The organism is Niastella koreensis GR20-10, from assembly GCF_000246855.1.
Lineage (GTDB): Bacteria > Bacteroidota > Bacteroidia > Chitinophagales > Chitinophagaceae > Niastella > Niastella koreensis.
The window spans coordinates 5,705,477-5,731,113 of record NC_016609.1 but is presented as its reverse complement, the minus strand read 5'-3'; the positions used below and the strand labels follow the sequence as shown (position 1 = coordinate 5,731,113).

The 25,637-nt window shown below is 44.8% G+C and carries 22 protein-coding genes; 14 read left to right on the top strand and 8 right to left on the bottom strand.

From position 1 onward, the window contains the following. Positions 1 to 187: 187 nt before the first annotated feature. The 4 genes from NIAKO_RS22560 to NIAKO_RS22545 form a co-directional block, all read right to left on the bottom strand. Positions 188 to 1,312, bottom strand: coding sequence for an LA_2272 family surface repeat-containing protein (locus tag NIAKO_RS22560; protein WP_014220768.1), 1,125 nt, complete (start codon positions 1,310 to 1,312; stop codon positions 188 to 190). 71 nt (positions 1,313 to 1,383) lie between these two features. Next, positions 1,384 to 3,354 (bottom strand): LA_2272 family surface repeat-containing protein, encoded by a 1,971-nt coding sequence (locus tag NIAKO_RS37065; RefSeq protein WP_049815585.1) that lies wholly within the window; start codon positions 3,352 to 3,354, stop codon positions 1,384 to 1,386. Positions 3,355 to 3,439: 85 nt separating this feature from the next. Continuing rightward, positions 3,440 to 4,429 carry a FecR domain-containing protein gene (locus tag NIAKO_RS22550; protein ID WP_133055370.1) on the bottom strand — a complete coding sequence of 330 codons (990 nt, stop codon included), beginning with the start codon at positions 4,427 to 4,429 and terminating at the stop codon, positions 3,440 to 3,442. 31 nt (positions 4,430 to 4,460) lie between these two features. Continuing rightward, positions 4,461 to 5,078, bottom strand: coding sequence for an RNA polymerase sigma-70 factor (locus NIAKO_RS22545; protein ID WP_014220765.1), 618 nt, complete (start codon positions 5,076 to 5,078; stop codon positions 4,461 to 4,463). 422 nt (positions 5,079 to 5,500) lie between these two features. Between NIAKO_RS22545 and NIAKO_RS22535 the strand changes: the two genes are divergently transcribed. The 10 genes from NIAKO_RS22535 (at position 5,501) to NIAKO_RS22485 (ending at position 16,740) form a co-directional block, all read left to right on the top strand. Beyond that, positions 5,501 to 7,069 carry a coiled-coil domain-containing protein gene (locus NIAKO_RS22535; protein ID WP_014220763.1) on the top strand — a complete coding sequence of 523 codons (1,569 nt, stop codon included), beginning with the start codon at positions 5,501 to 5,503 and terminating at the stop codon, positions 7,067 to 7,069. Positions 7,070 to 7,329: 260 nt separating this feature from the next. Next, positions 7,330 to 8,166 carry a thymidylate synthase gene (locus NIAKO_RS22530; RefSeq protein ID WP_014220762.1) on the top strand — a complete coding sequence of 279 codons (837 nt, stop codon included), beginning with the start codon at positions 7,330 to 7,332 and terminating at the stop codon, positions 8,164 to 8,166. A 184-nt stretch (positions 8,167 to 8,350) separates the two neighbouring features. After that, on the top strand, positions 8,351 to 8,851 hold the full coding sequence (locus NIAKO_RS22525; RefSeq protein WP_014220761.1) for a dihydrofolate reductase: 501 nt from the start codon (positions 8,351 to 8,353) through the stop codon (positions 8,849 to 8,851). Positions 8,852 to 8,946: 95 nt separating this feature from the next. Next, positions 8,947 to 9,744, top strand: a complete 798-nt coding sequence (locus NIAKO_RS22520; RefSeq protein ID WP_014220760.1) for an O-methyltransferase — start codon at positions 8,947 to 8,949, stop codon at positions 9,742 to 9,744. 119 nt (positions 9,745 to 9,863) lie between these two features. Continuing rightward, positions 9,864 to 10,979 (top strand): Re/Si-specific NAD(P)(+) transhydrogenase subunit alpha, encoded by a 1,116-nt coding sequence (locus NIAKO_RS22515; RefSeq protein WP_014220759.1) that lies wholly within the window; start codon positions 9,864 to 9,866, stop codon positions 10,977 to 10,979. 164 nt (positions 10,980 to 11,143) lie between these two features. Then, entirely contained in the window at positions 11,144 to 11,476 is a 333-nt protein-coding gene (locus tag NIAKO_RS22510; protein WP_014220758.1) for an NAD(P) transhydrogenase subunit alpha part 2, read from the top strand. A gap of 9 nt (positions 11,477 to 11,485) precedes the next feature. Beyond that, entirely contained in the window at positions 11,486 to 12,919 is a 1,434-nt protein-coding gene (locus NIAKO_RS22505) for an NAD(P)(+) transhydrogenase (Re/Si-specific) subunit beta (protein WP_014220757.1), read from the top strand. A gap of 389 nt (positions 12,920 to 13,308) precedes the next feature. Continuing rightward, complete coding sequence (locus NIAKO_RS22495; RefSeq protein ID WP_014220755.1) at positions 13,309 to 13,914, top strand: toxin-antitoxin system YwqK family antitoxin; 606 nt, start codon at positions 13,309 to 13,311, stop codon at positions 13,912 to 13,914. 282 nt (positions 13,915 to 14,196) lie between these two features. Then, positions 14,197 to 15,615 carry a methyltransferase RsmF C-terminal domain-like protein gene (locus NIAKO_RS22490; RefSeq protein WP_014220754.1) on the top strand — a complete coding sequence of 473 codons (1,419 nt, stop codon included), beginning with the start codon at positions 14,197 to 14,199 and terminating at the stop codon, positions 15,613 to 15,615. Between the two features lie 48 nt (positions 15,616 to 15,663). Then, positions 15,664 to 16,740, top strand: coding sequence for a LysM peptidoglycan-binding domain-containing protein (locus NIAKO_RS22485; RefSeq protein WP_014220753.1), 1,077 nt, complete (start codon positions 15,664 to 15,666; stop codon positions 16,738 to 16,740). 195 nt (positions 16,741 to 16,935) lie between these two features. On the opposite strand, the gene fmt is transcribed toward NIAKO_RS22485, so the two are convergent. Beyond that, on the bottom strand, positions 16,936 to 17,904 hold the full coding sequence (fmt, locus tag NIAKO_RS22480; RefSeq protein WP_014220752.1) for a methionyl-tRNA formyltransferase: 969 nt from the start codon (positions 17,902 to 17,904) through the stop codon (positions 16,936 to 16,938). A 226-nt stretch (positions 17,905 to 18,130) separates the two neighbouring features. Here fmt and NIAKO_RS22475 point away from each other — a divergent pair, with 226 nt between their 5' ends. Beyond that, the gene (locus NIAKO_RS22475) at positions 18,131 to 18,586 is read left to right on the top strand and encodes an FKBP-type peptidyl-prolyl cis-trans isomerase (protein ID WP_014220751.1); all 456 of its coding nucleotides are present in this window, start codon (positions 18,131 to 18,133) and stop codon (positions 18,584 to 18,586) included. 266 nt (positions 18,587 to 18,852) lie between these two features. Continuing rightward, a complete protein-coding gene (locus NIAKO_RS22470; RefSeq protein WP_133055369.1) occupies positions 18,853 to 19,503 on the top strand; it encodes a hypothetical protein in 651 nt (216 codons plus the stop codon). A gap of 169 nt (positions 19,504 to 19,672) precedes the next feature. On the opposite strand, the gene NIAKO_RS22465 is transcribed toward NIAKO_RS22470, so the two are convergent. Continuing rightward, positions 19,673 to 20,218: a hypothetical protein gene (locus NIAKO_RS22465; protein ID WP_014220749.1), complete on the bottom strand. Its 546-nt coding sequence runs from the start codon at positions 20,216 to 20,218 to the stop codon at positions 19,673 to 19,675. 61 nt (positions 20,219 to 20,279) lie between these two features. Next, positions 20,280 to 21,155, bottom strand: coding sequence for a CPBP family intramembrane glutamic endopeptidase (locus NIAKO_RS22460; RefSeq protein ID WP_014220748.1), 876 nt, complete (start codon positions 21,153 to 21,155; stop codon positions 20,280 to 20,282). A gap of 52 nt (positions 21,156 to 21,207) precedes the next feature. On the opposite strand from NIAKO_RS22460, the gene pepT reads away from it, so the two are divergent. Beyond that, positions 21,208 to 22,458: a peptidase T gene (gene pepT, locus NIAKO_RS22455; protein ID WP_014220747.1), complete on the top strand. Its 1,251-nt coding sequence runs from the start codon at positions 21,208 to 21,210 to the stop codon at positions 22,456 to 22,458. Positions 22,459 to 22,728: 270 nt separating this feature from the next. Here pepT and NIAKO_RS37060 read toward each other — a convergent pair whose 3' ends face one another. Further along, a complete protein-coding gene (locus NIAKO_RS37060) occupies positions 22,729 to 24,066 on the bottom strand; it encodes a T9SS type A sorting domain-containing protein (protein WP_014220746.1) in 1,338 nt (445 codons plus the stop codon). Between the two features lie 326 nt (positions 24,067 to 24,392). Between NIAKO_RS37060 and NIAKO_RS37055 the strand changes: the two genes are divergently transcribed. Beyond that, the gene (locus NIAKO_RS37055) at positions 24,393 to 25,532 is read left to right on the top strand and encodes an OmpA family protein (RefSeq protein ID WP_049815583.1); all 1,140 of its coding nucleotides are present in this window, start codon (positions 24,393 to 24,395) and stop codon (positions 25,530 to 25,532) included. Positions 25,533 to 25,637 lie beyond the last annotated feature (105 nt).

Below are 25,637 nucleotides of genomic sequence, written 5' to 3'. Positions count from 1 at the left end.
TTAGAAAAAAGGCAGTAGGCAGTGGTGAAAGGGCAAAGGGCAAAGGGCCAAGAAATGAAGAATGAAAAATGAAAAACAGAGAAATGAAAGGGGAAGAAAGAAATATCGAATTTAGAATGTCCAATGTTGAATATTGAAGTCAATCAACTGCATTTTCCTTTCTAATTCTTCCTTCCTCATTTTTAATTTATAGAAAGCTAATCCCCGCTGTCCATCCAACCCATCCCGTTACATTATTGCGCCAAAGATTATAAGTGTGATAGCTGTCCCGGGGTACCAGGAATTTATATCCTTTCACCTGCTCTAACTGATCGGAGTAATACACGGAAAAGGAAGGGCCGCCAAAGATGGCAATGTTGTTCGCCAGTTTAACGGTAGCCAGTACCTGCAATTTGGTTAACTGGTTCAGGTAGTTCCAGTTGCCAAGGTACAGGTATTGGGTAGTGAGCTCAGGGTTTACGGTGAACCATTTGTTTACGTTTATTTCATGCCCAAGGCCATAGCCGTACGAGAAAATTTTATTATCTCCACCGGCATTGATGCCCACCATTAAGATGTTATACAGTTTTTTATTGCCCGATTTTATAGCAAGGTTGGCATTCAGCACTTCATTGGAGCTGAGGGTTATTTTGTGATACCCTTTTTTTACAATGTTTAATAATCCAATGCTAAAACCATCGGAGGTGTCGGCAATATTGATGAGGCCAATTTGCAAACCCTTCAGGTGTTTGCTGTAGTTAACCACGCCTGCCATCTGAACGCCTTTGGTGTTGCCGGTGTTGATGTTGGCAATACCGGCTAATTGAAATCCTTTTACTGATTGTTGCGTGTAGTTACAAATGCCTGCAGTTTGAAACCCTGTAAAGTTACCGGCCACATGGTTGTAGATGCCGGCGTTCTGCATCCCATTTACATTCTTATTAGCGTAGTTCATAAGCCCGCCAAACTGGGCGCCCGATACATTATTTTTGGCGCCATTGAAAAAGCCGCCCAATTGTAACCCCTTTACATCTCCATACACTACGTTGAACCAGCCCGCAGCCTGCATCCCTTTCAGATCATGTTTGTCAATATTGAACCAGCCACCAAGCTCCAATCCATTTACACTACCGGTGTAACCACCGAATAAATTGAGTGAAAAGTTGCTGGTGGTGAATTTGTCGTTTTTACCCTGTGTACTGATGTTAGGTAATACCCCCGCACGTGCAGGTACTTTTATATTATAAGGATTACTGTTTGTTGATTGTGCAAACACTACAGTTTTCAATAAGAGGCAGGCACTCAGGCATACTGCAATTTTCCCATTTATCATAGAAATTTAATTTGCAGTATGACAACTCAACGAAGTTGTTCCCCTATGTTAGCAAGGAAAATTCGTGATCTTTAGAAGATGCTGATACCGGCGTTCCAGCCAATCCAGCCTCTTACGTCGTGGCTCCATAATTCAAAGGTGTGATAACCAGAAGATGGGATAGAATAGTTCCAGCCCGGATATGTTTTTTTCTGGTCAGAGTAAAACGTGGTGAAGGAGGGACCAGCAAAGATGGAAAAGTATTTGCCAAACTTGACATTGAATTGCAGATGCAGTTTATTCATCACGTTGGTGCTTTTATAATTTCCCAGGTACAGGTATTGTGAAGTAAATTCAGGATTAATACTAAACCATTTGTTCAGCGAAAATTCATGCCCCAAACCATACCCAAGCGAAAATACATTGTTTGAGTCGGCACCCTTTTGCCGCTGATCGAAACCCATTAAGAGAATACTGTATAACTTGCTGTTACCGGTTTTAAAGGCAGCGTTGAAGCGCATGGTTTCATTGGTGGAGAGCGCTATTTTATGATAGCCTTTAAATACAATGTTGATGAGCCCCAGACTATAGCCATCAGAGGTATCGGCCACGTTAATAAGTCCGAACTGGAACCCGCGTAATTTTTTTGCGTAATTGAATAAGCCTAATTGAGCGCCTTTTAAGTCCCGGGTGGCAACGTTCACAATGGCCAGCTGTGCGCCTGCAACCTGCTTATGCGCAAAGTTTATAATATTGGCTGCCTGAACACCAAACAGACTGTCGTAACAAACGTTATAGATATTGCTCAATTGTACCCCGGTAAATTTTCCATATACAAAGTTGGAAACGTTGCTGGCCTGGAAGCCGGTAAATGATCCTGCTACGTGATTGTAGATGGTACTCACCTGTGCGCCGGTTACATTGCCTCTTACAAAGTTGGCAATGCCCGATGCCTGAAAACCCTTTACATCTTTTCCAACATGGTTATAGATGCCTGTCATTTGCGCACCGGTTACATTGCCCTTTACAAAATTGGCAATGCCTGAGGCCTGAACAATATCAACATTGCCCAGCACATGGTTATGCATACCTGCCAGTTGCACGCCTTTAACCGACCCACCGGTAAAGTTCAACAGTCCGGCGGCCTGCACATACTTTACATCGGTTTTATTAATGTTGAAAGCGCCGCCTATTTCAACTCCGTTCACGCCGGCAGTATACCCGCCAATTACGTTTACGGAGACTGTATTCACTACCTGGGCGCTTAATTTACCATGCGTACTTAAACCGGGTGTTAAGGAAACCTGGAAGGTACGGTCGGCCATGAATTTTTTCAGGTTGAGACTTTGGATGTTTTGTTTGGCCGATAACAGGAATTGACCCCAGCGTGATTTCTCCACGCGGTTGATCTCTTCCTTTGAAATGAATTGAGCAGTAAAAATATCAGCAGGTGGTTTAACTACAAAAGTATCGGGCAATTCATTTTCAACCGGGCTGATGGTAACCACCGGGGTGCTGGTTTCAAGCGGGGTCATTACAATGGTTACCTGCTGATCGAATTTTGGTTTAATAACCACGGTGGTGTCTTCATACAATTCCCGGCTTATAGTAAGCGAAGCCGTACTATATCTGCTTTTCAATCTTATTCTAAAAAAGCCTTTGTCGTCCGACATGGTAGACACGAGGCGTTGCTTTTCATAGATGGTTACATTTCCTACTTTTTCACCGGTTTCACTATTTAATACGTAACCGGAAACTGTGTATAATTTTTCAACAACCGGGGTAGGGCTGGTAACCGGTTCCGGTGGTGTAACCGGGGCTTTTCGTAATATGACGTAATTATTGTTTTGTTGCCATTTGTACTGGTTGCCGCACAATTGGTCAAGGATCTGTTTTATAGTTCTGTTATAAGCTGCGAAAGAGATCAGGCTATCGTTGGCAATAATGTTGCTGTTGTAGGAGAAATAAAAATTCCCTCTGCTGCTGATTATTTTTAGTACCTCGCTCAGGCGCTGGTTGTTTACGTCGATAGTAATCCTTTTATCGAGCAGGCTTTGTGCCAAGACATGGGTGTTAAGACAAAATAATCCAATAATCATGGGAAGTAATCCCCGTAGCTTTGTCATGGTTGTTTTTTCTGCACGCAGGTTAGCGTAGTATGATTTTTCCTTTTTCTTTTACTACAGAGATATTAAAAGTTGTGCTAAGGACGCTTAGAATTTTGTCGAGCGGTTCATTATCAAAAGTAGTGGTATATGGCAGGTTGCGTAATTCATCTCTGTCAAATACAATTTGTACATCATAGGCTTCATTAAGCTTGTCAATCAGTTTCCATAACGGCGTATTATCACAAACAAATTTTTTGCTGCGGTAGTAGTTATAGAGCTGATCGGTGGTTGCCTGTTTTTGCAAAACAGATTCATTGATGCCAACGATGGCTCTCTGGCCTGGCCGCAACTGCACGGTTTGTTTTTCGGTAGCTACTTCCACAATACCTGTTTCTACAATTATCTCCGTAGTATCGCCCCGGCTTCTTACGTTGAAGGAGGTGCCTACCACCGTTATGGTTACATTGTTGGTATGTACTTCAAAAGGTTTTTTCTTATTGGGTGTCACTTTAAAGAAAGCTTCCCCGCTTAGCTGCAGCACTCTTTTGTCGTTATCGAATTTTTCAGGAAAAGATACCTGGGAGTTTTTGTTAAGGGTTACTATTGAACCATCGGGGAGGGAATCGGATTTCACCTGGTCGGTGGTGCGGATGTTAGACATGGCGATCACTTTGCCCGGTTTGTTTTGAAACAGGATAAAAGTGAGCGCTGCCAGGCCTATTACCAATCCTACAATCGCCGCTGCCCGCAGCAGGGGGCTGTTCATTGTCCAAACCTTCGCCTGGGTTTTTGGGAATGATCCGGTTTGCACGCGGTTTTGAAACCGGTCCCAGGCAGCCTGTTCATCAACCTGCGCTATATCCGCCAGTTGCACGCTTTCCTCCCATATCAGTTTAAAATGTTCAAAATAATGCTTGTTCGCCTCATCTTCGGCCAGCCACTTTTCCACCTCCAGCGCTTCTGCCGTAGTAGCTTCACCGGTAATGTGCTTTACCAGCAGATCATCCATATGTTGTGTATAGCTTTTCAATAAGGGTAATTTTAATTGGTTGACATATGTGTTACATATATAATAATGCCAATAAGAATATTGGTAAATAATCGATCAGTTTAACCCGCAGCTGTTTCAGGGCCTTGCCCATCTGGTTCTCAACGGTTTTTACCGAGATCCCTAATTGATCGGCAATTTCCTGGTACTTAAGTCCTTCAAACCGGCTTAACTGAAAAATGGTGCGGCATTGCTGGGGAAGGGCATTCATGGCATCACGTAATTTTTCTTCCAGCTCCTTCACCAGTATTTTCCTGGATGCGCCCTGGTCGTTATGTTGATTTGTTTGATGCATAACATGCACTTGATACCGGGCCTTTATTTTCTGGTGTTTCAGATAATTCAGGCTTTCGTGATAAACGGCTTTGTACAAATAGGCTTTGAGTGAGGTTTGAATATTCTCAGGCACCTTCTTCTCCCATATTTTGTAAAAGACATTTTGAACAGTTTCCTCGGCAATGGCTTCATTCTTCAGTATAGTGAAAGCATAGGCATACAAGCTTTTAAAGTGTTCTTTAAAAAGTTGTTCAAATTCCTTCTCGCTGTCAACCGACAGCGGCTTAATGGTAGTAGTATTTGGGATGGCCACTTTAATGCGTTGATAATCCGCTCCAAATATAATTGCTTCCAATAAAGTTTTATCAAAAGAGACAACTGAAAATAACGGTACCCCTACGAATTCTTAAAATTTTGTTATACCTGAAGCTAAAAACATATATGTTAAAGGTAGTATGTATAAAGCTGCAACCGTATTTTTTCATTGCTTTAATGTGGAAAAAACAGGCTGCAGAAGCTTGTTTTAACCTTAAATTGGTATTATTATTGAGCCTTGAAACACTTGCTGATTACGCTCTGTTCATAAAATACCAGGCCAGATTTATTTTCCCGATGCACAATAAAGAATGTATTAAGTAAGTTTTGTATGAGTAGGATCAAGAAGTAACCAGCCCCTTACCAATACCCCCACACCGTAGTACCAATATTTAATCCAACCGTCCCTCTGAAACCAACTTGTCGTTTCGAAAGCTTAACGTGTACCTAAAATTGTATTTTATGTTGGGATACCTGCTCGTTTCCATGTACGAGTTAAAGCAGTTTCTGCAAATCGTACTATGGATCGCAATTCCGGGGACTGTAATCGCATTCCTGGTTACTACATTCTTTCATTATAAACGTAAAAAACAAGCTGCAGAAGGAGCCGAACCTGCTTATATGGAAGGCAGCGGCTTTCATACCGTAGCAGCAGCCGATCCCAATGGCGGCGGGGGCCAGGTGCCCGATTGGCTGGCCAGCGGCACCAATCCCGACAATCAGCCTCTTATTAAAAAATACGAGCAGGAAGTACGCCGGTACCGTGAGAACTATGCGACACTGGAACAAGACTTTCGCGAACTGGAAGGAAAATACTCCGATCTTCTTAATAAAGCTTACAGCACCGAAAAGCAGAATGACGATTCCAACTCCCGTTTGCAACTGGAGATTAACGGTTATAAATTGAAGGTAACCCAACTGCAACAGGCATTGGAGAATGCCCAGAACAATGCCAGGTTGATAGAAGGAGAGCAACAGATCCCCGAGGCATTGGCGTTAAGCCAGCAACAGGTGTTGCAGTTACAGGAATCGGTTAGGCAGTTGCAGGATAAACTGCGTGCCCAACAGGAAATGCGCGAAAAGAGTGCTGCCGAGGTTACCCGTTTGGAAAACCTGATGAAGAACATGGAATATTCATCAAAGTCGGCCCAAACAGAATCAGAGGAATTACAGCGTTATTTTGCCAAACAGGTAGATGAACTGGGTGTACAGTACAAGAGCGAAAAGGCTGATCTGTCGATGCAATTACAGCAATTGCAGAAGACCATTCAGCAGTTGAAAGATGAGAATGTGGTGCTGCAGCAAAAAGTGCAAACCAGCGGCGAACAAAAACATGGCGGTTACGAACAACAGATAAAAGAATTACAGAGCCTGCTTACGCAGGCCGAAGAAGAAAAGAATTCGTTAAAGACCAGGATCAACGATCAAACTTATTTGCAGGATGTATTGCAGGAAAAGAAACTGCAGATAGAATTCCTGCAAAACCAGCTGGAGCAGCGTATTAAAACCTTCCGCGAAGTAGAAAAAGACGCTGCCGATAAAACAGTGCAGGTGCAGCAAACGCAAACCCAGAAGGAGAATTTTGAGCGCGAGATCCATGCTATGAAGGAGGAATTGCACCAGCAGCGTGAAGAGATTTCTGCCTGGCAGCAAGCGGTTGAACGCAGCCGGGAAGAGAACCGTCAGCACCAGGAAAGCCTGCGGTCAAAAACCGGTCATATCGAGAACCTGGAGCGTAACCTGCACGAAGTACAACAGCAACAGGCAGTATTGCAACTGGTGCTGGATGACAAGCAGAATATGATCACTTCCCTGCAGGAATCGCTACACCGCGAACAGCAAAAAACAAAAGACCTCGAAGGCAAATTGATCACTAATAATCAATTGTTGTCGAAGATCTATGGCGATCTGTCAAAATCATTGAGCAATCCGCCGGCTTCACAGCAAAACGGTATTAAAGTAAATGGAACCAATGGCAGCAACGGCCATACGGTTAACGGAAATGGATTTAATTTGGCGGGACAGCATTAAAGCCAATTGGCAATAACCAATGGTCAACAGACAATAAATCCGATTAGTGATTGCTGGTTACTAATTACCGGTTGCTGACAATTTAACCCGAGCTAATTGCTTATATTTTTAGACCCGAGCCCGAGCGCCCGGGTTTTTTCATGTTTGCCGTCTGCCTTCTGCCGTTTGCCGGTTTACGACTGTCCCTCTCCAATCCACAGCTTCTCCCCACGACACCTTGCTTCACCCATAACACGCACTGTTTTCGTAACTTGCACCCCATGGAGCAATACCTGGCACTTTTAAAGCATATCAAGGAAACCGGAGTTTATAAATCAGACCGTACCGGTACGGGCACAACCAGTTGTTTTGGATACCAGATGCGTTTTGATCTGCAGGAGGGCTTTCCGCTGGTTACTACCAAGAAATTGCATCTTAAAAGCATTATTCACGAATTGTTGTGGTTCCTGAAAGGGGAAACCAATATCAAATACCTGAAAGAGAACGGGGTGAGCATTTGGGACGAATGGGCCAATGAGCAGGGCGAATTAGGACCGGTTTATGGCAAGCAGTGGCGCAGCTGGTCGGCAGGCGAGGGCGCCCAAACCATTGACCAGATCACGGACGTGATCCGCCAGATAAAAACCAATCCCGACAGCCGCCGCCTCATTGTAAGCGCGTGGAATGTGGCCGATCTGCCCAATATGGCATTGATGCCCTGTCATGTACTCTTTCAATTTTATGTAACTCCTCCCCCCCGACAAGTCGGGGAGGCCGGGGGGAGGCCCAAACCAAGGTTGTCGTGCCAGCTGTATCAGCGGTCGGCCGATGTGTTTTTGGGTGTTCCCTTCAATATCGCTTCTTATGCTTTATTAACGCTTATGATTGCCCAGGTTTGTGACCTGGAACCGGGTGAGTTCATTCATACGTTTGGCGATGTACATATTTACAGCAACCATATGGAGCAGGTGGATCTGCAGTTAACCCGCACGCCGTTTCCGTTGCCCACTATGCAATTGAATCCGGCTGTGAAGAATATATTTGATTTCAAGTTTGAAGATTTTACGTTGCAGAATTATCAGAGTCATCCGGCTATTAAGGCGCCGGTGGCGGTTTAAAAATATCGAATATCGAATGTTGAATGTAGAAGTGAATACAAACAACATTTAGTACCAAAATGATGGGGAATACGAATGTGAGATTTAATATTAAAATTTCTCATCATTAACTGCAAAAGCAAATAGTCTTATTAAGAAATGAACTTCGATATTCATTATTCAACATTCAATATTCAACATTTATATGATTTTAAGCCAGGTGGTCGCAGCGGCCGATAATAACGCAATAGGGAAGAACAACCAGTTACTGTGGTCGTTGCCGAACGATACCAAGTTTTTTAAAAATACCACCTGGGGCATGCCGGTGATTATGGGAAGAAAAACTTTTGAATCACTGGGCAAGCCGCTGGCCGGGAGAACCAACATCGTTATCACCCATCAGAAAGACTGGCAACCCCAGGGGGCATTTGTGGTAAATGACCTGAAGGGCGCCATGACGGTTGCTGCCAGTACCGATGCCAAAGAAGCCTTTATTATTGGCGGTGGAGAAATTTACAAACAAACCCTGCCGCTCACCCAACGCATTTATTTAACCCGCGTTCATACTACTATCGATGCTGATGCCTACTTCCCCGCAATAAACTTTGCCGATTGGAACCTGCTTTCACAACTCGATTTCACTGCCGATGAAAAACACGCCTACGCGTATAGCTTTCAGGTGTGGGAAAGAAAGGACGGGAAATAAAAATTTAGAATGTCGAATATTGACTGTAGAAGTTAATTCAATTGCTTTTATTTCAAAATTCGACATTCATCATTCGATATTCAATATTTTTGGCCATGTATTCTCCCTGGCAGTTATTAAAAAAATATTCATCTTATTACTTTACCGCATTAAATGGAAAAGGCCATGGTATTCATTCGCCTTTTGTTTATGATTTTGTGCGGCGGGTATTGATCGATGACCGGAATTTTTATGCTTACAACCAGGTTGAAGCATTACGCCAGAAACTATTCCGGGATAACAGCCTTATTGAAGTGGAAGACTTCGGCGCTGGTTCTACCCTTAATAAAACAAAACAACGGACAATAGCGTCTATTGCGCAGCATTCGGCCAAAAGCAAAAAATGGGCGCAGTTGTTATTTCGCATAGTAAATTATTATCAACCCAGGAATATATTGGAGTTAGGCACTTCGCTGGGTATTTCAACCGCCTATATGTCGCTGGCCAATCCAAAGGCCCGGCTTATTACGGCCGAAGGAAGCGCGGCAGTGGCCGCCCAGGCAAGCCGGAATTTTCAATCGCTGCATTTGTCTTCCGTCCAACAGGTGGTGGGCAATTTTGACGATATCCTGCCCGGCATACTCGATGCAGTTTCTCCCCTCGACCTGGTTTTTATAGATGGCAACCACCGGTACGAACCCACCGTACGGTATTTTAACCAACTGTTACCACACCTGAATGCTACCAGCGTGGTTATTTTTGATGATATTCACTGGAGCCAGGAAATGGAGCAGGCCTGGACTGCCATCAAAGAACATCCTGCTGTGCAGCTTTCTGTTGACCTGTTTTTTATCGGCTTGTTGTTTTTTCGTGATGATTTTAAGGTTAAACAACATTTTACCATCAGGTTTTGAGGGGCCAAATTATCACATCTTCAAATTTTCTTGCAGTCACAATAAAAAGTCATTTCCAGCGTAGCAGTGTACATAACTTAAAATTTGCTTACCTTGAATGCCATAACTACTACCTGATTATGACGATTGGAGTTTTAAAAGAACCATCCGAAGAATCCCGCGTTTCATTTTTGCCCGAAACAGTAACAGCCCTTACCAAAAAAGGCATTACTATTTATGTTGAACCGGGCGCAGGAGAAAAAGCCTTTCATAACGACGAGGAATACGTTAAAGCCGGTGCGGCTATAAAAAACAGAACGGAAATAATTCAATCAGCCGACGTACTCGTAGCCATCCATCCGTTTCCAGAAGCAAAGAATTTATCATCAAAGATCATTGTCGGGGTGTATCAGCCTTTGTTTAATGCATCGTTGATGCAGCAATGGGCAAAGCAGGGACTTATCACGTTTAGTCTGGATATGTTGCCCCGTACCACCCGTGCGCAGAGTATGGATGTGCTGAGCTCACAGGCCAATATTGCCGGTTATAAAGCTGTATTGCTGGCCGCCAATAGTTACGGCCGTTATTTTCCCATGTTTATGACAGCAGCAGGAAGTATTGCGCCTGCAAAGTTATTGATACTGGGCGCTGGGGTGGCCGGTTTGCAGGCTATTGCCACTGCCCGCAGGTTAGGTGCAGTGGTGGAAGTATTTGATACCCGCCCTGCAGTAAAGGAAGAAGTAATGAGTTTGGGCGCCAAATTCATTGAGGTGGAAGGCGCCGCCGATGCCTCAAAAGCCGGTGGTTATGCGGTTGAACAATCCGGCGATTACCAGCAACGGCAACAAAAACGCATTGCAGAAAGTATTGCCAAAGCGGATATTGTAATTACCACGGCGCAAATACCCGGTAAAAAAGCCCCCATCCTAATAACGGAAGAGATGCTGCAGAGCATGCGCGTAGGCTCGGTGATCATCGATCTGGCCGCGGCTACAGGTGGTAATACGCCTGTTACCAAAAACGATCAAACCGTTTTATACAAGGGCGTGCATATTATCGGCAACAGCAACCTGGCGGCCACCATGCCTTCAGACGCCAGTAAGTTATACGGTAAAAACCTGTTGAACTTTTTGCAGCTCATCATCGATAAGGAAGGTAAACTCAATTTAAACTTTGACGACGACCTGGTTAAGGGGTGTTGTATTACGAATAATGGGGCTGTGGTGAATGATAGGGTTAATCAGTTGACCAGTTAACCAGTTGACGAGGAGGTTGACAGCGTTGACAGGTTAACAAGTTGACAAGTTAACAGGTTTCATGTAGAAGTGAGGCCTGAACTACGGAGACCCTTTCACGTTTCACGTTTAACGTTTCACGACTGCCGATTGCCGGATTAATAACACACAAACTTCTTTTATATATGGAATCCATTTTAGGCTGGATAGCTGAAAATCAGCAGATGATCTACATCGTTATATTGATGATCTTCGTAGGCATCGAGGTAATTGGTCATGTGCCCAGCGTATTGCACACGCCGTTAATGAGTGGCGCCAATGCCATTCACGGTGTGGTAATAATCGGGGCCATTATTGTAATGGGCAAGGCCGATCCACATAATTACGTAGCCCTCGTACTCGGGTTCCTGGCCGTGGTAGTGGGCACACTGAACGTGGTGGGCGGTTTTGTAGTGACCGACCGCATGCTGGAAATGTTCAAAGGAAAAGGAAAGAAACAAAACACAAGCAGCAAGTAATAACGAATTATGGAAGTAAGTATACTAACCCTGTGCTATCTTATAGGTTCGGTTACGTTTATCATAGGATTAAAAATGTTGTCGAACCCGGCTACCGCCCGCAATGGTAACCTGCTGGCAGCAGCAGGGATGACGATTGCTATTATTGGTACCATCTTCCTGTATGAAGAAGATGGCAAAAAGCTGGGCAATTATCCCTGGATCTTTGGCGGCATTCTCATTGGTGGTATTATTGGTACCCTGAGCGCCAAAAAAGTAAAGATGACGGCCATGCCCGAGATGGTGAGTATGTTCAATGGAATGGGCGGCGCCTGTGCGGCCCTTATTTCGGCCGTTGAATTCGATCATATTTACCAAACATATAAAACAGTTGATTCGGCCTGGCTGAGCGATTTTATCCCGGCCGGTCATTATTTAACCATCATTGCAGGCGCCATCATCGGCAGCGTATCCTTTGCCGGTAGTATGATTGCCTGGGGTAAACTGAGTGGTAAAATAAAAGACAGGTCGTTCCCCGGCCAGCATGTGGTAAACCTGCTGGTATTGTTACTGGTGTTGGCAGCGGCGGTATTCACGTATCAGTACAATGTAGGTTCTGCCCATTTGCTTTTTTATGCGACTGTAGGATTAGCGTTGATTTACGGAATACTGTTTGTATTGCCCATTGGCGGGGCCGATATGCCGGTGGTTATTTCGTTATTGAACTCCTTTACCGGGGTGGCAGCGGCCTGTGGCGGCTTTTTATACAACAACAAAGTAATGTTAACAGGCGGGATCCTGGTTGGTGCTGCCGGAACCTTGCTTACCATAATGATGTGTAAAGCCATGAACCGCTCACTGAAGAATGTGTTGATTGGCTCGTTTGGTGGTGGTAGCAGTACAGCTGCAGCAGGGGCTAAAAAAGATCAGGGCGCCTATAAAGAAATTACCTTAAGCGATACGGCTGTAATAATGAGCTATGCCCATAAAGTGTTGATCGTTCCCGGGTACGGACTGGCCGTTGCGCAGGCGCAACATGCCTGTCATGAACTGGAAAAATTACTCGAAAGCAAAGGGGTAGAGGTAAAGTATGCCATTCACCCCGTAGCGGGCCGCATGCCCGGCCACATGAACGTATTGCTGGCCGAAGCGGATGTTAGCTACGATAAACTGATGGAGATGGAACAGGCCAATGACGAGTTTCCAACCACCGATGTGGTGTTGATCTTAGGGGCGAACGATGTGGTGAACCCTGCCGCTAAAACCGATCCTTCTTCCCCAATATATGGTATGCCTATTCTCGATGTGGAGCTGGCCAAAAATGTGATCGTGAATAAGCGCAGTATGAAACCCGGTTATGCCGGTATTGAGAACGATCTTTTCTTTCAACCCAAAACCTCCATGTTGTTTGGCGATGCCAAAAAGGTATTGCAGGATTTAATTGGCGAGATCAAGAGTATTTAATTGAATGGAACCAACCCCGAACAGATCGAAGCCCTGGATGCTGCCTTTTTGGTTTATGCTGGGCATTGAGTGCTATTAATAATATTAGAATTTACTCCTTTTGGGTGGGTTGTGTTATCGGTCATATATTCTTCATTGTAACCATTGTTCGTAGTTTTTCCTACAAAAATTCTACACCAAGCCAGGAAGCCAATGATTTTTTAAATGAGTTATAAAAGGCAAACACTAAACATCCCGGGTACACCGTTATAGGGGCTATACCTTGGGGAAACTGCCTGTTTTTTGTGTGCGGAAAGCGGTTTAGGCGTTTGTAAAAGAATGAGTTACGTGCATTGTAAACACAGATTTTCTCCATTATCTTAGCCGCAATTAATTGTTAATCGTACTATATGAACCCAAAAAGTGCTTTCCTCGCTGCTGTTGTTTTATTCGTTACCTGTCAGGTCAGCAAAGCCCAGGATAATTCATTCCAGAAAGTAGATGATTCCGCCGTGTCGAAGCCAAAAAGCCAACTTACCTACGAGTACCAGTACATGAATGACGATCATTCGGAAGGGGTTGAGAAATCATTCCTGTTCGGAAAACTGAAAACAGAGATCCATTTTAAAGAAAAAGGTAAATTTCAGGCTGCCCAGTCATACGATACAAAAACCGGCCGTTTAATAAAAACCGATACCATTGTTAACTTCAATAAGCTGGTAGGTACTACCACAACCTATTATCCCAATGGTAAACCCAAGGAAATGGAACACCGCGATGATAGTAGCGCCGTTGATTGGTACAGCGCCTTTTTTGAAGGTGGTGGCAGAAGGATCATCATCCATTACAAAAACGGAAAAAGAGATGGTAACACTACGGAATATAACCCAAATGGCACTGTGAAAGAAACCGGAAACTACACCAACGATAAACGCGAAGGCACCTTCAAGTTTTTTGACGTACGTGGCCAGTTGATTACCTCCAGAAAGTTCAAAGCCGATAAAGTAGTAAAATAATACCCGGGAAACCGGGCTGTTATAATGCCGAATACCGTTCCGCGCCGCTGTGGAACGGTATTCGCTTTTTATATACATAACCCATCACACAAAAAATGTAATTTCTGAGGAAAAACAACCAACCACCCCACCGATTCAAGGTACCCGTCACCTCATATCCCGGACCGCATCACATATTGGAAAATACAGGCGGGTAGCTGCGCTACCTTTACTTTATCAGTCACTGAAAACAGCTCTTTGACATAGAACGCCGACTTGATCATTATTTCATAATTTCGCGGGGTGCAACTTCCTCAACAACTTCTTGATTCACTAACCGGTGTCGCAGGCTTCGATAGAGAGGCGTTCATCCGGGTGCATGAAAGCGGCGAACAGGTTACCTCGGTAAGAATAAATAGCGCCAAAGCGTCAATTGACAACAGGCAACCGGCAATTGAACAGTTTTTATCGCCCCGGTCTGCAAAGATTTCCTGGTCGTCTAATGGTTATTATTTGCCCGAGCGGCCGGCCTTTATTTTCGATCCATTGATCCATGCGGGTGCGTATTATGTACAGGAGGCATCGAGCATGTTTGTAGAGCAGGCGCTTACTCAAACAACCGATGTAAGCCAGCCCCTGCGTGTGTTGGACCTGTGCGCTGCGCCGGGTGGTAAATCAACCTTGCTGCAATCGCTTATCAGCGCGGATAGTTTACTGGTGAGCAATGAGGTGATAAAATCAAGAGCGGCCATCCTGGAAGAGAACAGCGTAAAATGGGGCGGGGCGAATGTAATTGTAACCAATGCCGACCCTACCGCTTTTGAAAAGCTGCCCAATTTCTTTGATGTGGTTGTAATAGATGCACCCTGTTCGGGCTCGGGCCTGTTCAGGCGGGACCGGGAAGCCATCGGGGAGTGGAGCGAACAGAATGTAGACCTGTGTTATCAACGCCAGCAACGCATTCTATCGGCCGTTTTACCTTCCCTGAAGGAAGGCGGTGTGCTGATCTATTCCACCTGTTCGTATTCAAAAGAGGAAGATGAACACATTGCCGACTGGCTGATGGATACCTTCAGCGTAGGCAGTTTGCCGTTGGCAACGGAGGCGTCGTGGGGTATTGTTGAAACGCAATCAGACAAACACCGCGCGTACGGATACCGGTTCTTCCCATATAAAGTAAGGGGCGAAGGCTTTTTTATCAGCTGTTTTCGCAAGCAGGAAGGCGGCAACAGTGTAGTGAAGCCCCCGAAGAAATCATTGCTGCAAAAGGCTTCTAAAAACGAAACAGTCATTATTCAGCCCTGGCTGCTGGCTGGCGCACCGGTACAATTATGGAAGCAGAAAGAAGAGATCCTGGCTTTTCCGCAACAACTGGAAAAAGAACTGCTTACTATTGTGGATAATGTGTATGTTAGAAGAGCTGGCATAGCAATTGGTAAGATAGCCGGCAATGACCTGGTTCCCGATCATGCCCTGGCACTAAGCAACATTATTAACCCCGCAACTGTTGCAGTAACGTTAAAAAGGGAAGAAGCGTTGCAATATTTGCGGCGGGAAGAAGTTAGCTTATCTATAGGCCAAAAAGGGTGGACTTTAGTACAGTTTGAGCATTATAATGTAGGCTGGATAAAGGTGTTGCCAAACCGGATCAATAATTATTATCCCCAGGGTTGGCGGATACTGAAAAGGGGCACTGCCGATAGTGCAAATGAAAACAGCTAATTAAAATTAATTCTACATCTTTGCAAACGAATACGAAATGCATAGCCTATGTTGAAGTTTAAAGGAGTTTTAGTTATTGCGTTGTTGGTATTTACCCAATTTGCCTGGTCGCAGTCCGACATGACCGTGCAGGGTACTTCGCCTGACCTTTACCTCATGCATACGGTTCAACCCAAAGAAACCTGGTTTGCTATTGGGCGGTTATACAATGCAGCACCCAAGGATATAGCCGCCTTAAGCGGGGTAACCATGGATAAGCTTTCCATTGGCCAGGAGTTAAAAGTGCCGCTTACCGCGCACAACTTTTCGCAGGATGGTAAAAAGGGCGCCGATGAAGTGTTTGTACCGGTTTATCATATTGTGGGCGAGAAAGAATGGATGTACCGCATTAGCCAGAATCATAATAAGATCCCCATTGAATCGCTGGAAAAATGGAACAGTGTTACCAACGACCAGTTACAGGCTGGCATGAAGCTGATAGTTGGTTACCTGAAGGTAAAAACAGCTACTTCGCCACTGGCCGCCAACGGGCTTAAAAAACTGATAGTGCCGGCTGCAACAGGTGGCACCAGTACCAAACCGGCTACCGAAACACCGGTGGTAAAAACAGAAAAGCCAGCCGAAACAAAACCAGCCGATACAAAAGCCACGGAAACAAAGCCTGCCGATACAAAGGCAGCAGATCATAAAGCGGTTGAAGCCAAAAAAGAAGACCTGAAAGAAGAGAAAGAAGAACCCAAAAAAGACCTGGGCGCACCGCCGGCAACCACTCCTGTTACCAATGTTGCCACTACCACTACTGAAGGCAATTATTCCGGCTATAAAGGTGGTTATTTCAAACCATCATACAATGGCAGCGGAAAATCAACCGCAGGTAATGCAGGCATTTTCAGAAGCACCAGCGGCTGGAAAGATGGTAAATATTATGCGCTCATGAACAATGTACCGGTGGGTACCATAGTGAAGATCACTTATAGCTCTACCAATAAATCGGTTTTTGCCAAAGTACTGGGACAATTACCCGATATGCGTGAAAGTGTTGGATTAACCGTTCGCCTCAGCGATGCCGCTGCGGCTGAATTAGGGGCTGAGATGGGGAAGTTTTATGTGGATGTAGCTTATTAAGCAGCAAGCTACAAGCTTCAGGCGAATACAGCTTAAAGGCAAAAGCCTAAAGCAAAGAGTAAAAGCCCACCCTGGTTACCGGAGTGGGCTTTTGTTTTGCCTTTATTTTCTAATTTTTTATTCTTCATTTTTAATTTTTCATTTCCGTGCCTTTCACTTCAACATTCAGCGTTCAATACTCAACATGCGATATTTTTAAAACCGGTATCCTCTCAAAAACTCTTCAATAGTCATTCGTTTCTTTCCTTCCAGCTGCAGCTCGGTAACATAAATATAACCATCGGAACCGGCGAACTTAAGATAGGTTTTATTGTCTGTTTCAAATGAACCGGCGCTTTTAGGGGCATTGTGCAGCTCCTTCTTTGCCTTATATATTTTCAGAATTTTCGCATCCAGTCGCGTAAATGCAGCGGGGTAGGGGGATAAGCCTCGTATGAGATTATAAATGGAATTTATAGAATTCTTCCAGTCAATCTCACAGGTTTCAGTGAAGATCTTAGGTGCGTGCTTTAGTTCTTTATTTATGTCTGCCGTTTGCCGTTTGCCGTCTGCCTCCTGCGGCATTTCTATTAACGTGCCTTTCGCCAAACCTTCTACCGTTTTCACCAGCAACCGTGCCCCGATCTCTTTCATTTTATCATGCACTTCACCGGCGGTTTCATCATCGCCAATAGGAAAACTGTCCTGTAACAGAATATTGCCGGTATCAATTTCGTGCTGCAGTTTAAAGGTGGTTACACCGGTTTCTTTCTCACCATTTATCACCGCCCAGTTAATGGGCGCCGCACCGCGGTATTGTGGCAACAGCGAGCCATGCAGGTTAATGGTGCCCATAGGCGGCATGTCCCAAACCACTTCGGGCAACATACGAAACGCCACTACTATCTGCAGATCGGCGTGCAGGTTCTTTAGTTCTTCTAAGAATAATGGGTCTTTCAGCTTAACCGGTTGCAGAATGTGCAGCTGTTTTTCAACAGCATATTTCTTTACGGCGCTTTCGGTTAATTTCATGCCCCGGCCTGCTGGTTTATCGGGTGCGGTAATTACCCCTACAATGTTACACCCGGCCTGCACCAGCGCATCGAGTGAGGCTACGGCAAATTCGGGCGTGCCCATAAATACGATGCGGGGTATGATATTTGATTGTTGTGTATTTTCTGTCATTTTTCCTTGTATTTTCTTGTGTCTTAAACCTTGTCGCTTGTGCCTTTTGGCCCCAAATGTCAATAAAAAACTTTTATTGGCTGCCCCAAAATATTCCTTTTACTTTGCAGCCAAGGGAATTGGGCTTTTTATTTTCTCGCTTCTATTCACCAGCTCTCAAGCGGATACGGCGATGTGGGACGGGAGATTGGCTTTCCTTACAATTTTAAATACTAATAAAGTTTATATGCAACAAGTAAAAAGCGGCGATACTGTAAAAGTTCATTATCATGGCCGTTTAACCGATGGAACAACTTTCGATTCCTCTGCAGGCCGTGAACCGCTGCAATTTGAAGTAGGAAGCGGAATGGTTATTCCTGGTTTCGACAATGGTGTTATGGGAATGGTAGTAGGTGATAAAAGAACCATCAACATCCCGGTTGCCGAAGCTTATGGTCCTAAAAACCCCGATATGATCGTTGCCTTCCCCGTGACCGAGTTTCCTGAAGATATGGAACTGGAAGTAGGCATGCGGTTGAATATGACCAACTCTGAAGGACACGTAATTCCTGTAGTGGTTACCGAAATAGGTGAAGAAAATGTAATGCTGGATGCCAACCATCCTTTGGCCGGTGAAGACCTGGTTTTTGATATTGAACTGGTTGAAATTGGCGCAGCTCCTTCCCGTATTATCATGCCGTAACATTAGTTGATAAGGTTGATAGCGGGGACAAATAATAAGTAATTATGTTAGAGGCAAGAAGTGCGAAATAAAACTTCTTGCCTTTAATTTTTTTCGGCTGTTTCTTATTGATATCTCTGCTTGTATTCTTCCCTTATCAACTATATCAACGCTATCAACTTTTCAACTTCCTGCATCCCACCTCCACCACGTCAACTTCCCAAGTATTTTTCCCATCTTGACCTGCCCGGATTTTTTCTCTATTTTGCCGCACTAATTTATACCCTATGATAAAAACCACGATGCACATGGTTACGTGTGCACTATTTATCTGTTTATCTGTTATTGTTAATGCCCAGGACCAAACCACAACGCCTTCAACTACCGACCCCGCATTGCCCGAATCGGATACGGCCATTGCTACCCGTAATGCCCTGAAATTTGCCGATAGCTTAACCAGGGCCAATTTTTACACCGAGTGGGACACCTACCTAAATTTAAGCCAACCCAGCGCCTTTAAGTTTTATGGCGGCAAGGAAGGGTTTAAACAGAATGTGATCACTCTCCATTTTCGCAATGAACCCAAAACGGATGAGAAACCCGAAAAGCTGCAAATGCGGAGCATGCTGAACGACATCGAGACCTGGCAATGCGTAATTGAAAAAGTACGCGACTCATGGGATGAAAGCCGCGGCAAGGTAAAGACCACTTCTTACCTGATAGGCGAATCAACCGACAACGGCCTTACCTGGAAGTTCGTGGACGCCAGCCAAAACTCCCTGGAAAATCTTATTTACATTATGCCATCAGTTTTTAGCAAACTGGAAATACCCGAAGGCAAAATGATATATGTAGACGAAGTAGCCGCCCAGGAAGCAGCAAAAGCGGCAACTAAGGCCGCGCAACCTGCCCCTAAGAAGAAACCCGCAAAAAAGTAATCTGAACTGGGATTTGTGAGATTTTTGGGAGGGATGAGATACAGGATTACATGAAAAAGGCGGAGTCATTCAAAATGGCTCCGCCTTTTTATTATGCTGAATGATAGTAGTAAATCTTAAAACTCAGACGTCCTATCCCAAAAATCCCATGCATCTTAAAAATCCCGGTTCAGACTTTTCGGTATAGAAACCCCAGCCAAATGCCTACCAACCCCCAGCCGAGGACACTATCCCAGAAATAAGCCATCAGGTCTGCATCCTGGAACCAGATATGGTGCGTATAAGGCACATTAAAGAAAACGATCATGCCAACAAATATGGCAGAAATAAGTATAGCGGTAAAATTCAATGCATTCATGCGGCTGATAAGGGCGCAGAAAAAGCCAATTATCAAGATATCAATGATCAGCCCGCGAATAATGTTTGGCGTCATGTTCATGCTCTTGGAAGTGTGATAGGCAATGGTGGCCCAGGGCTTGCCATCATACGTTTTCATAGCCGCCTTATGCTCTTCCATGGTGGAATTGGGCGGCAGGTTAGGGATCATAAATTGCCCGTCTTTATCAAGTTGAGCACTCAAGGCGCTCATGATAGCATCCTGTTTGGGAGTGTACTGGTAAGCGTTGCTGTGCCAGTTTAAAACAGTCCAGGAAAGAAATTGACAGAAGAATAAAATGATACCCCCTATGAGGGCACCGATGAGGAGTTTTTTCATATTTAGCCAGCTTTAGTTTGTAAAAAGATAACCAGAATTACCCGATTTTACAAATATGTTATTAGCTGGCAGTTACTGGCTTTACATATCTTTTTTCATACGCAGCATATAACAGCAGCAGGGCAAATAACAAAAGACCCGTAGCAACAAACGAACCTTCCAGCCCAAACGAGCCGCCGGTTATCCACCAGGGACCGTGTAACGAAGGTTGTAATACACTTTGTAAAGGCAGTCCGCTTACTTCATAACCTAAAACGGGGCCCTGTATAAAGTTCCAGCTGAAGTGAAAAAAAATGGCAAACCAGATATTGCGGGTATAGATGAAGTTAATGCCCAGCAGCAGCCCCGCTAAAGCCAGGTTAATAACGGCAATAAATGAAATGCCCGGGTTGCTGCCATGAGCAAAAGTAAACAGCGCAGCCGATACGCCCAGTGCAGCCCATTTATTCATCGATTCCATCAGGTTGTTGAGTATGTATCCCCTGAAAACCATTTCTTCTGTAAAGGCTATCACTATCATCAGCACCAGTCCTGTAAAAAGATCAGCAGGGGCAAAATGCGCATCGGTCCATTCAAGATTGTCACTGGCCAGCAGCACCAGGGAACCGGCGCCTAACAGAGCCAGGCCCAAACAGAAACCCGTTAGGGCCTCTGGTTGAAAAGTTTGCCACTGAAACCCCATGCTTTTAACCGGCTGGCGATCGATGTACCGGCGGAAGACAATGACCAGGGCAATGCCCACCAGCTCGAAAATAAATAAGGCCAGGGTAACGCTGTTCAGCAGCGATTTATTAAAACCTTCGCCACCAGCCGATGTTAACGTAAACAACCCGCCGGCCATACCTGCCAGCGCACCCGCAATAATAAAAGCCACAAAAAGCACTACAGCTCGTAGCCAGCCTTGTTTAATACGTGGGGTGGTAACACCGGGCGTCATGGGGAAATGAGTTGAACGATATTTGAGTTATATTGCCAAAAATACAGCTTACATGTTTACCAATTATAGTTTTACCACAAAGGACAGGTTTTTGAGATATGTGCAGATTGATACGCAAAGTGATCCGCAATCCGCTACCTGCCCCAGCACCGAAAAACAAAAAGACCTCAGCCGTTTACTGGTGCAGGAGTTACAGGCCATGGGCATTACCGATGCACAGCTCGATGATAATGGTTATGTGTACGCCACCATACCTGCCAATACTACAAAACAGGTGCCCGTGATCTGTTTTTGTTCGCATGTTGATACGGCGCCTGATTGTACCGGAAAAGATGTAAAACCTATCGTGCACGCCAATTACAATGGTGGCGATATTGTATTGCCCGATGATCCCACGCAGGTGATCTCGCCGGCAGATCATCCCTATTTGCTGAAAAAGAAAGGGGACGACATCATCACTGCTTCCGGCACCACCTTGCTGGGCGCTGATGATAAAGCCGGGGTAGCCGTGATCATGGATATGGCGCATTTCTTTATCACGAACCCCACGGTAAAACACGGGATCATCAAAATACTGTTCACGCCCGATGAAGAAATTGGCCGTGGAGTTGATAAGGCTGATCTTAAAAAGCTGGGTGCTGAATTTGCCTATACCCTCGACGCAGGCGAACGTGGTGCGTATGAAGATGAAACTTTTTCTGCCGATGGCGTAACCATAACATTTCATGGCATCAGTGCGCACCCCGGTTATGCAAAAGACAAACTGGTGAACGCAATGAAGGTGGCCGGCGCCTTCCTGGAATCATTACCAAAAGATACCCTGTCGCCCGAAACAACTGAAAAACGCCAGGGTTTTGTGCATCCGGTTCGTATAAACGGGATTGCTGAAAAAGTAACGCTGGAGTTTATCATCCGCGATTTTATCACAGCGAAGCTGGCTGAATATGAAAATATTTTAAAGGAAAAGCTGGCGGCTACGCTGCAACGCTTTCCCGGCGCCAAAGCCGATTTTGACGTGCGCGAACAATACCGCAATATGAAGGAAGTACTGGTTAAATATCCGCAGGTATCTGCTTATGCAAAAGAAGCCATTGCGCGTGCAGGCGTACCCTTGCTGGAAATGAGCGCCCGGGGCGGTACAGATGGCTCACGCTTATCGTTTATGGGTTTGCCCTGTCCGAATATCTTCACCGGTGAAATGGCTTTTCATGGCAAACACGAATATGTGAGCGTGCAGGATATGCAAAAGAGCGTTGAGACGATCGTACACTTAGCTTGTATCTGGGAGGAAAAAGGCCGATAGTTAATAAGATAAGCAAGTAGATAGTAAGGAAAAGTTACAGGTTACAGGTAAAACGCAAAAGGAAGGCAGCTGAATCGAAGGGGGGGAGATTATTCTTTATAAATATTGAATGTTGAAGTGAAGAAAATGGGTTAAAGCCTAAAGGTTAAAGGCCAAAGCCAAAACCGGAATTGTATTTGTTTGCAGCTTACAGCTTGCAGCTGTTCTCGCCCAAAGAAAAATGCCATCCCAACTTAGTCAGGATGGCATTTTAGTAACAGCGGCTCTACCTTACTGCTTAATTACCGTTTTATTAAACATATCTGAACCACTCTTAAATATTATGTGGTAAAGGCCGCTTGTGAAACCGCTCATATCAATATTAGTTATAACTGCGTTGGGCGCCAGTTTAACATCTTTGAATAATTGTCCGTTAGAGCTGAAGATTTGAATATGCCCTTCTGTAATCACTTTCGGGTGCTGGATCATCACATTGTTCTTAACCGGATTGGGCGACAGGGAAATATTGGCATTCAGCCTGCTCTTAATGCTCACGATGTAACTATATTTAAATCCACCGTCAATGTCAACCATTTTCAACCGGTAGTAGCTGTTGTTATCACTGTTAGAGCCATCAGTAAAACTATAGGTGTTTTGATTGGTAGCTTTTACGGTGCCGATAGCGGTGAACGATCTGCCATCAGTGCTTTTTTCAATAACATAGCTGGCGAAGTTGGTTTCCTGAGTTACGTTCCAGATGAGTTTAGTGCTCACGCCATCATTATCAGCATTAAAGCTGGTGAGTGTAACTGGCAGGGATCCGCTGGCAGCAGCCAGGTTTGTCCAGGCTATAGATGGAGTAGCACCATAAGAAACACGGAATGCATCAAAGCCCGCATTGGCGGTATTATAGCCACCACCGCTGGTGGCCTGGTTGAAAATAAGCCCGGTGAATGTACTGCCGTTGCTCACCTCTCCATTGCTGCTAAGATGAGAGGCATCTGGTGACGCTGTGTTGGGTACCCCGGAAAGCGAAGGATTTACCCATAAGTAAACATCATCGTTATTGTTGCCATTTGCTACATTGTATTGCATTACGATCAGGTAAGTGGTATTGAAGTTATAGCTATAAGTGCTGGCGCCGCCAGTCCAGGCCGGAGCTTCAGAACCAACGGCAACTCCAAACCGTACAGCAGTATTGCCTGCGTTTCTGTCAATATAAAACCTGGCAGGGGTACTGCCGCTCGCCGTTAACAATGAAACACTTTGAAAGCCACTGCCGGGGTTACCGGTTGACGCGGAGGTTACGTTCACTACAAACGACATATAAATAACCCCGGTAGTATTGGTAGGGAGGGTGGCGGCGCTTATGAAAGTTTTGCGGGGAGCTGTGCCGCTTCCGGTAGTTGTTTGCACATACTCACTACCACTTTGATAACCTGAATAAACAAGTGGAGTGGTGTTTAAAACTCTTACATCTGTGCCGGTGGTGCCACCGTTACTCCAGGAGTTTTGACCAGAGAGATTGGCGTTTACTGTATAGCCGGAAAAGTTTTCATTAAATACCAATTGAGCGTTTACAGTCATGGCAATAATAGTCATCATGACTAAAGAGTAGATCTTTTTCATTTCGTTTTGTTTGGGATGAAATAATTAGGGGTGGCCCCAGAGGAAAATTGGAGGATTTGCTTTTCTAATACATGTTAATAGAAAAGGCTATTAGCAGGTCTTCAAAAGGATGAATGAAAAATATCTTGAGAGGCTATGATGTAATGTTTGGAGTTTTCGAAGGATGTTGTGGTAGAAGTAAGCTGAGATCAAAAGTATATAAAGGATTTGTGATATGCAAGTGAATGGAAATATAATTGATACAGATCAAAACTCGTCTACATGTGTCTACAAATCAACAAGTAGCAATTTTCGTTAATTTAGGATCACCCATTGTCAACCAGTCTATGAAACAAATATTGCAATTCGTTCCTGTTATTTCCGTACTGCTGCTGGCAGGTATAAACGGGCGTTCCCAGAACCTGATTGCCAATGGCAGCTTTGAAGATGCCAACCTCTGCACCGAGTTTCATAAGTATTGCGCCCCCGAAGCCTGGATCGCCACCTCGCATGAAGCCAATTATTATTACAGTGATATGAAGGTTGCCTATGATGGGTATCGGTATGTTGGGCTCACTGCAGGAAGTGTAAATAAGAAGGGGGCGCGCAATTTCATCAGGACCCAGTTGATATGCGGGCTACGAAAAGGGAGCCAGTATAATGTGGATTTTTATGTAAGCGCCACCAATAAAGTGCTCGACAGTATAGGGATCTATTTTTCACCCGAAGACTTCTTATACGAACAACGCAGTTATCGCGACATTCAACCTGTTTACTGGTATGTAAGAAGCGGCGCGGCGCTGTCGCAGCCCCCGAATAAATGGCAAAAGGTGCATTATGTATATACTGCTACGGGCAATGAAGCCTATCTTACCATCGGGCTTTTTAAAAGAACCGATTATTCCGGTGTTTTTAAACCCGATTTCCAGGATGAATATTTATTCCTGCTCGATAAAGTATCGGTGACGCCGGTAAACCCTAATGAAAAAATATGTACAGAAGCAGAACAGGAAACGGGGGAGATCTATGCGCAGGACGACCGGCATGAGCGGTTAGATAAAACCATCAGCGCGCATTTAAAAAAGCCACCGGTACCACGGCCCAAATTAGGGCTTACCCGTACACCCTATGTACAGCACATTGACACGTTGATAATCCCGGATATTTATTTTGTATCGGCCAGCTATGAATTATCGAAGAAAAGCTTTGACCTGCTCGATAGCTTTGCACATAAAATAACCGGATCTATGGATTCGGTTGTTGTAAAAGGCCATACCGATAGTATCGGCAACCTGCAATACAACCAGGAGCTGTCGCAGAGCCGGGCCGTATCGGTAAAACAATACCTCATGACAAAACTCCCTTCCCTGGGCGTACCCTTTATTGCAAGGGGCTATGCTTTTTTAGAACCCATAGCCAGCAATAAAACCTCTTCTGGCAGGAAGAAGAACAGGAGGGTGGAGATATTTGTTTATAGGAGAGAATAGGAGATAGAAAAAATAGTGAGTATCGAATGTTGAAGTGAAGAAAACGGGTTAAAGCCTAATGGGTAAAGGCCAAAGCCAAAACCGGAGTGTATTTGCTTTTAGCTT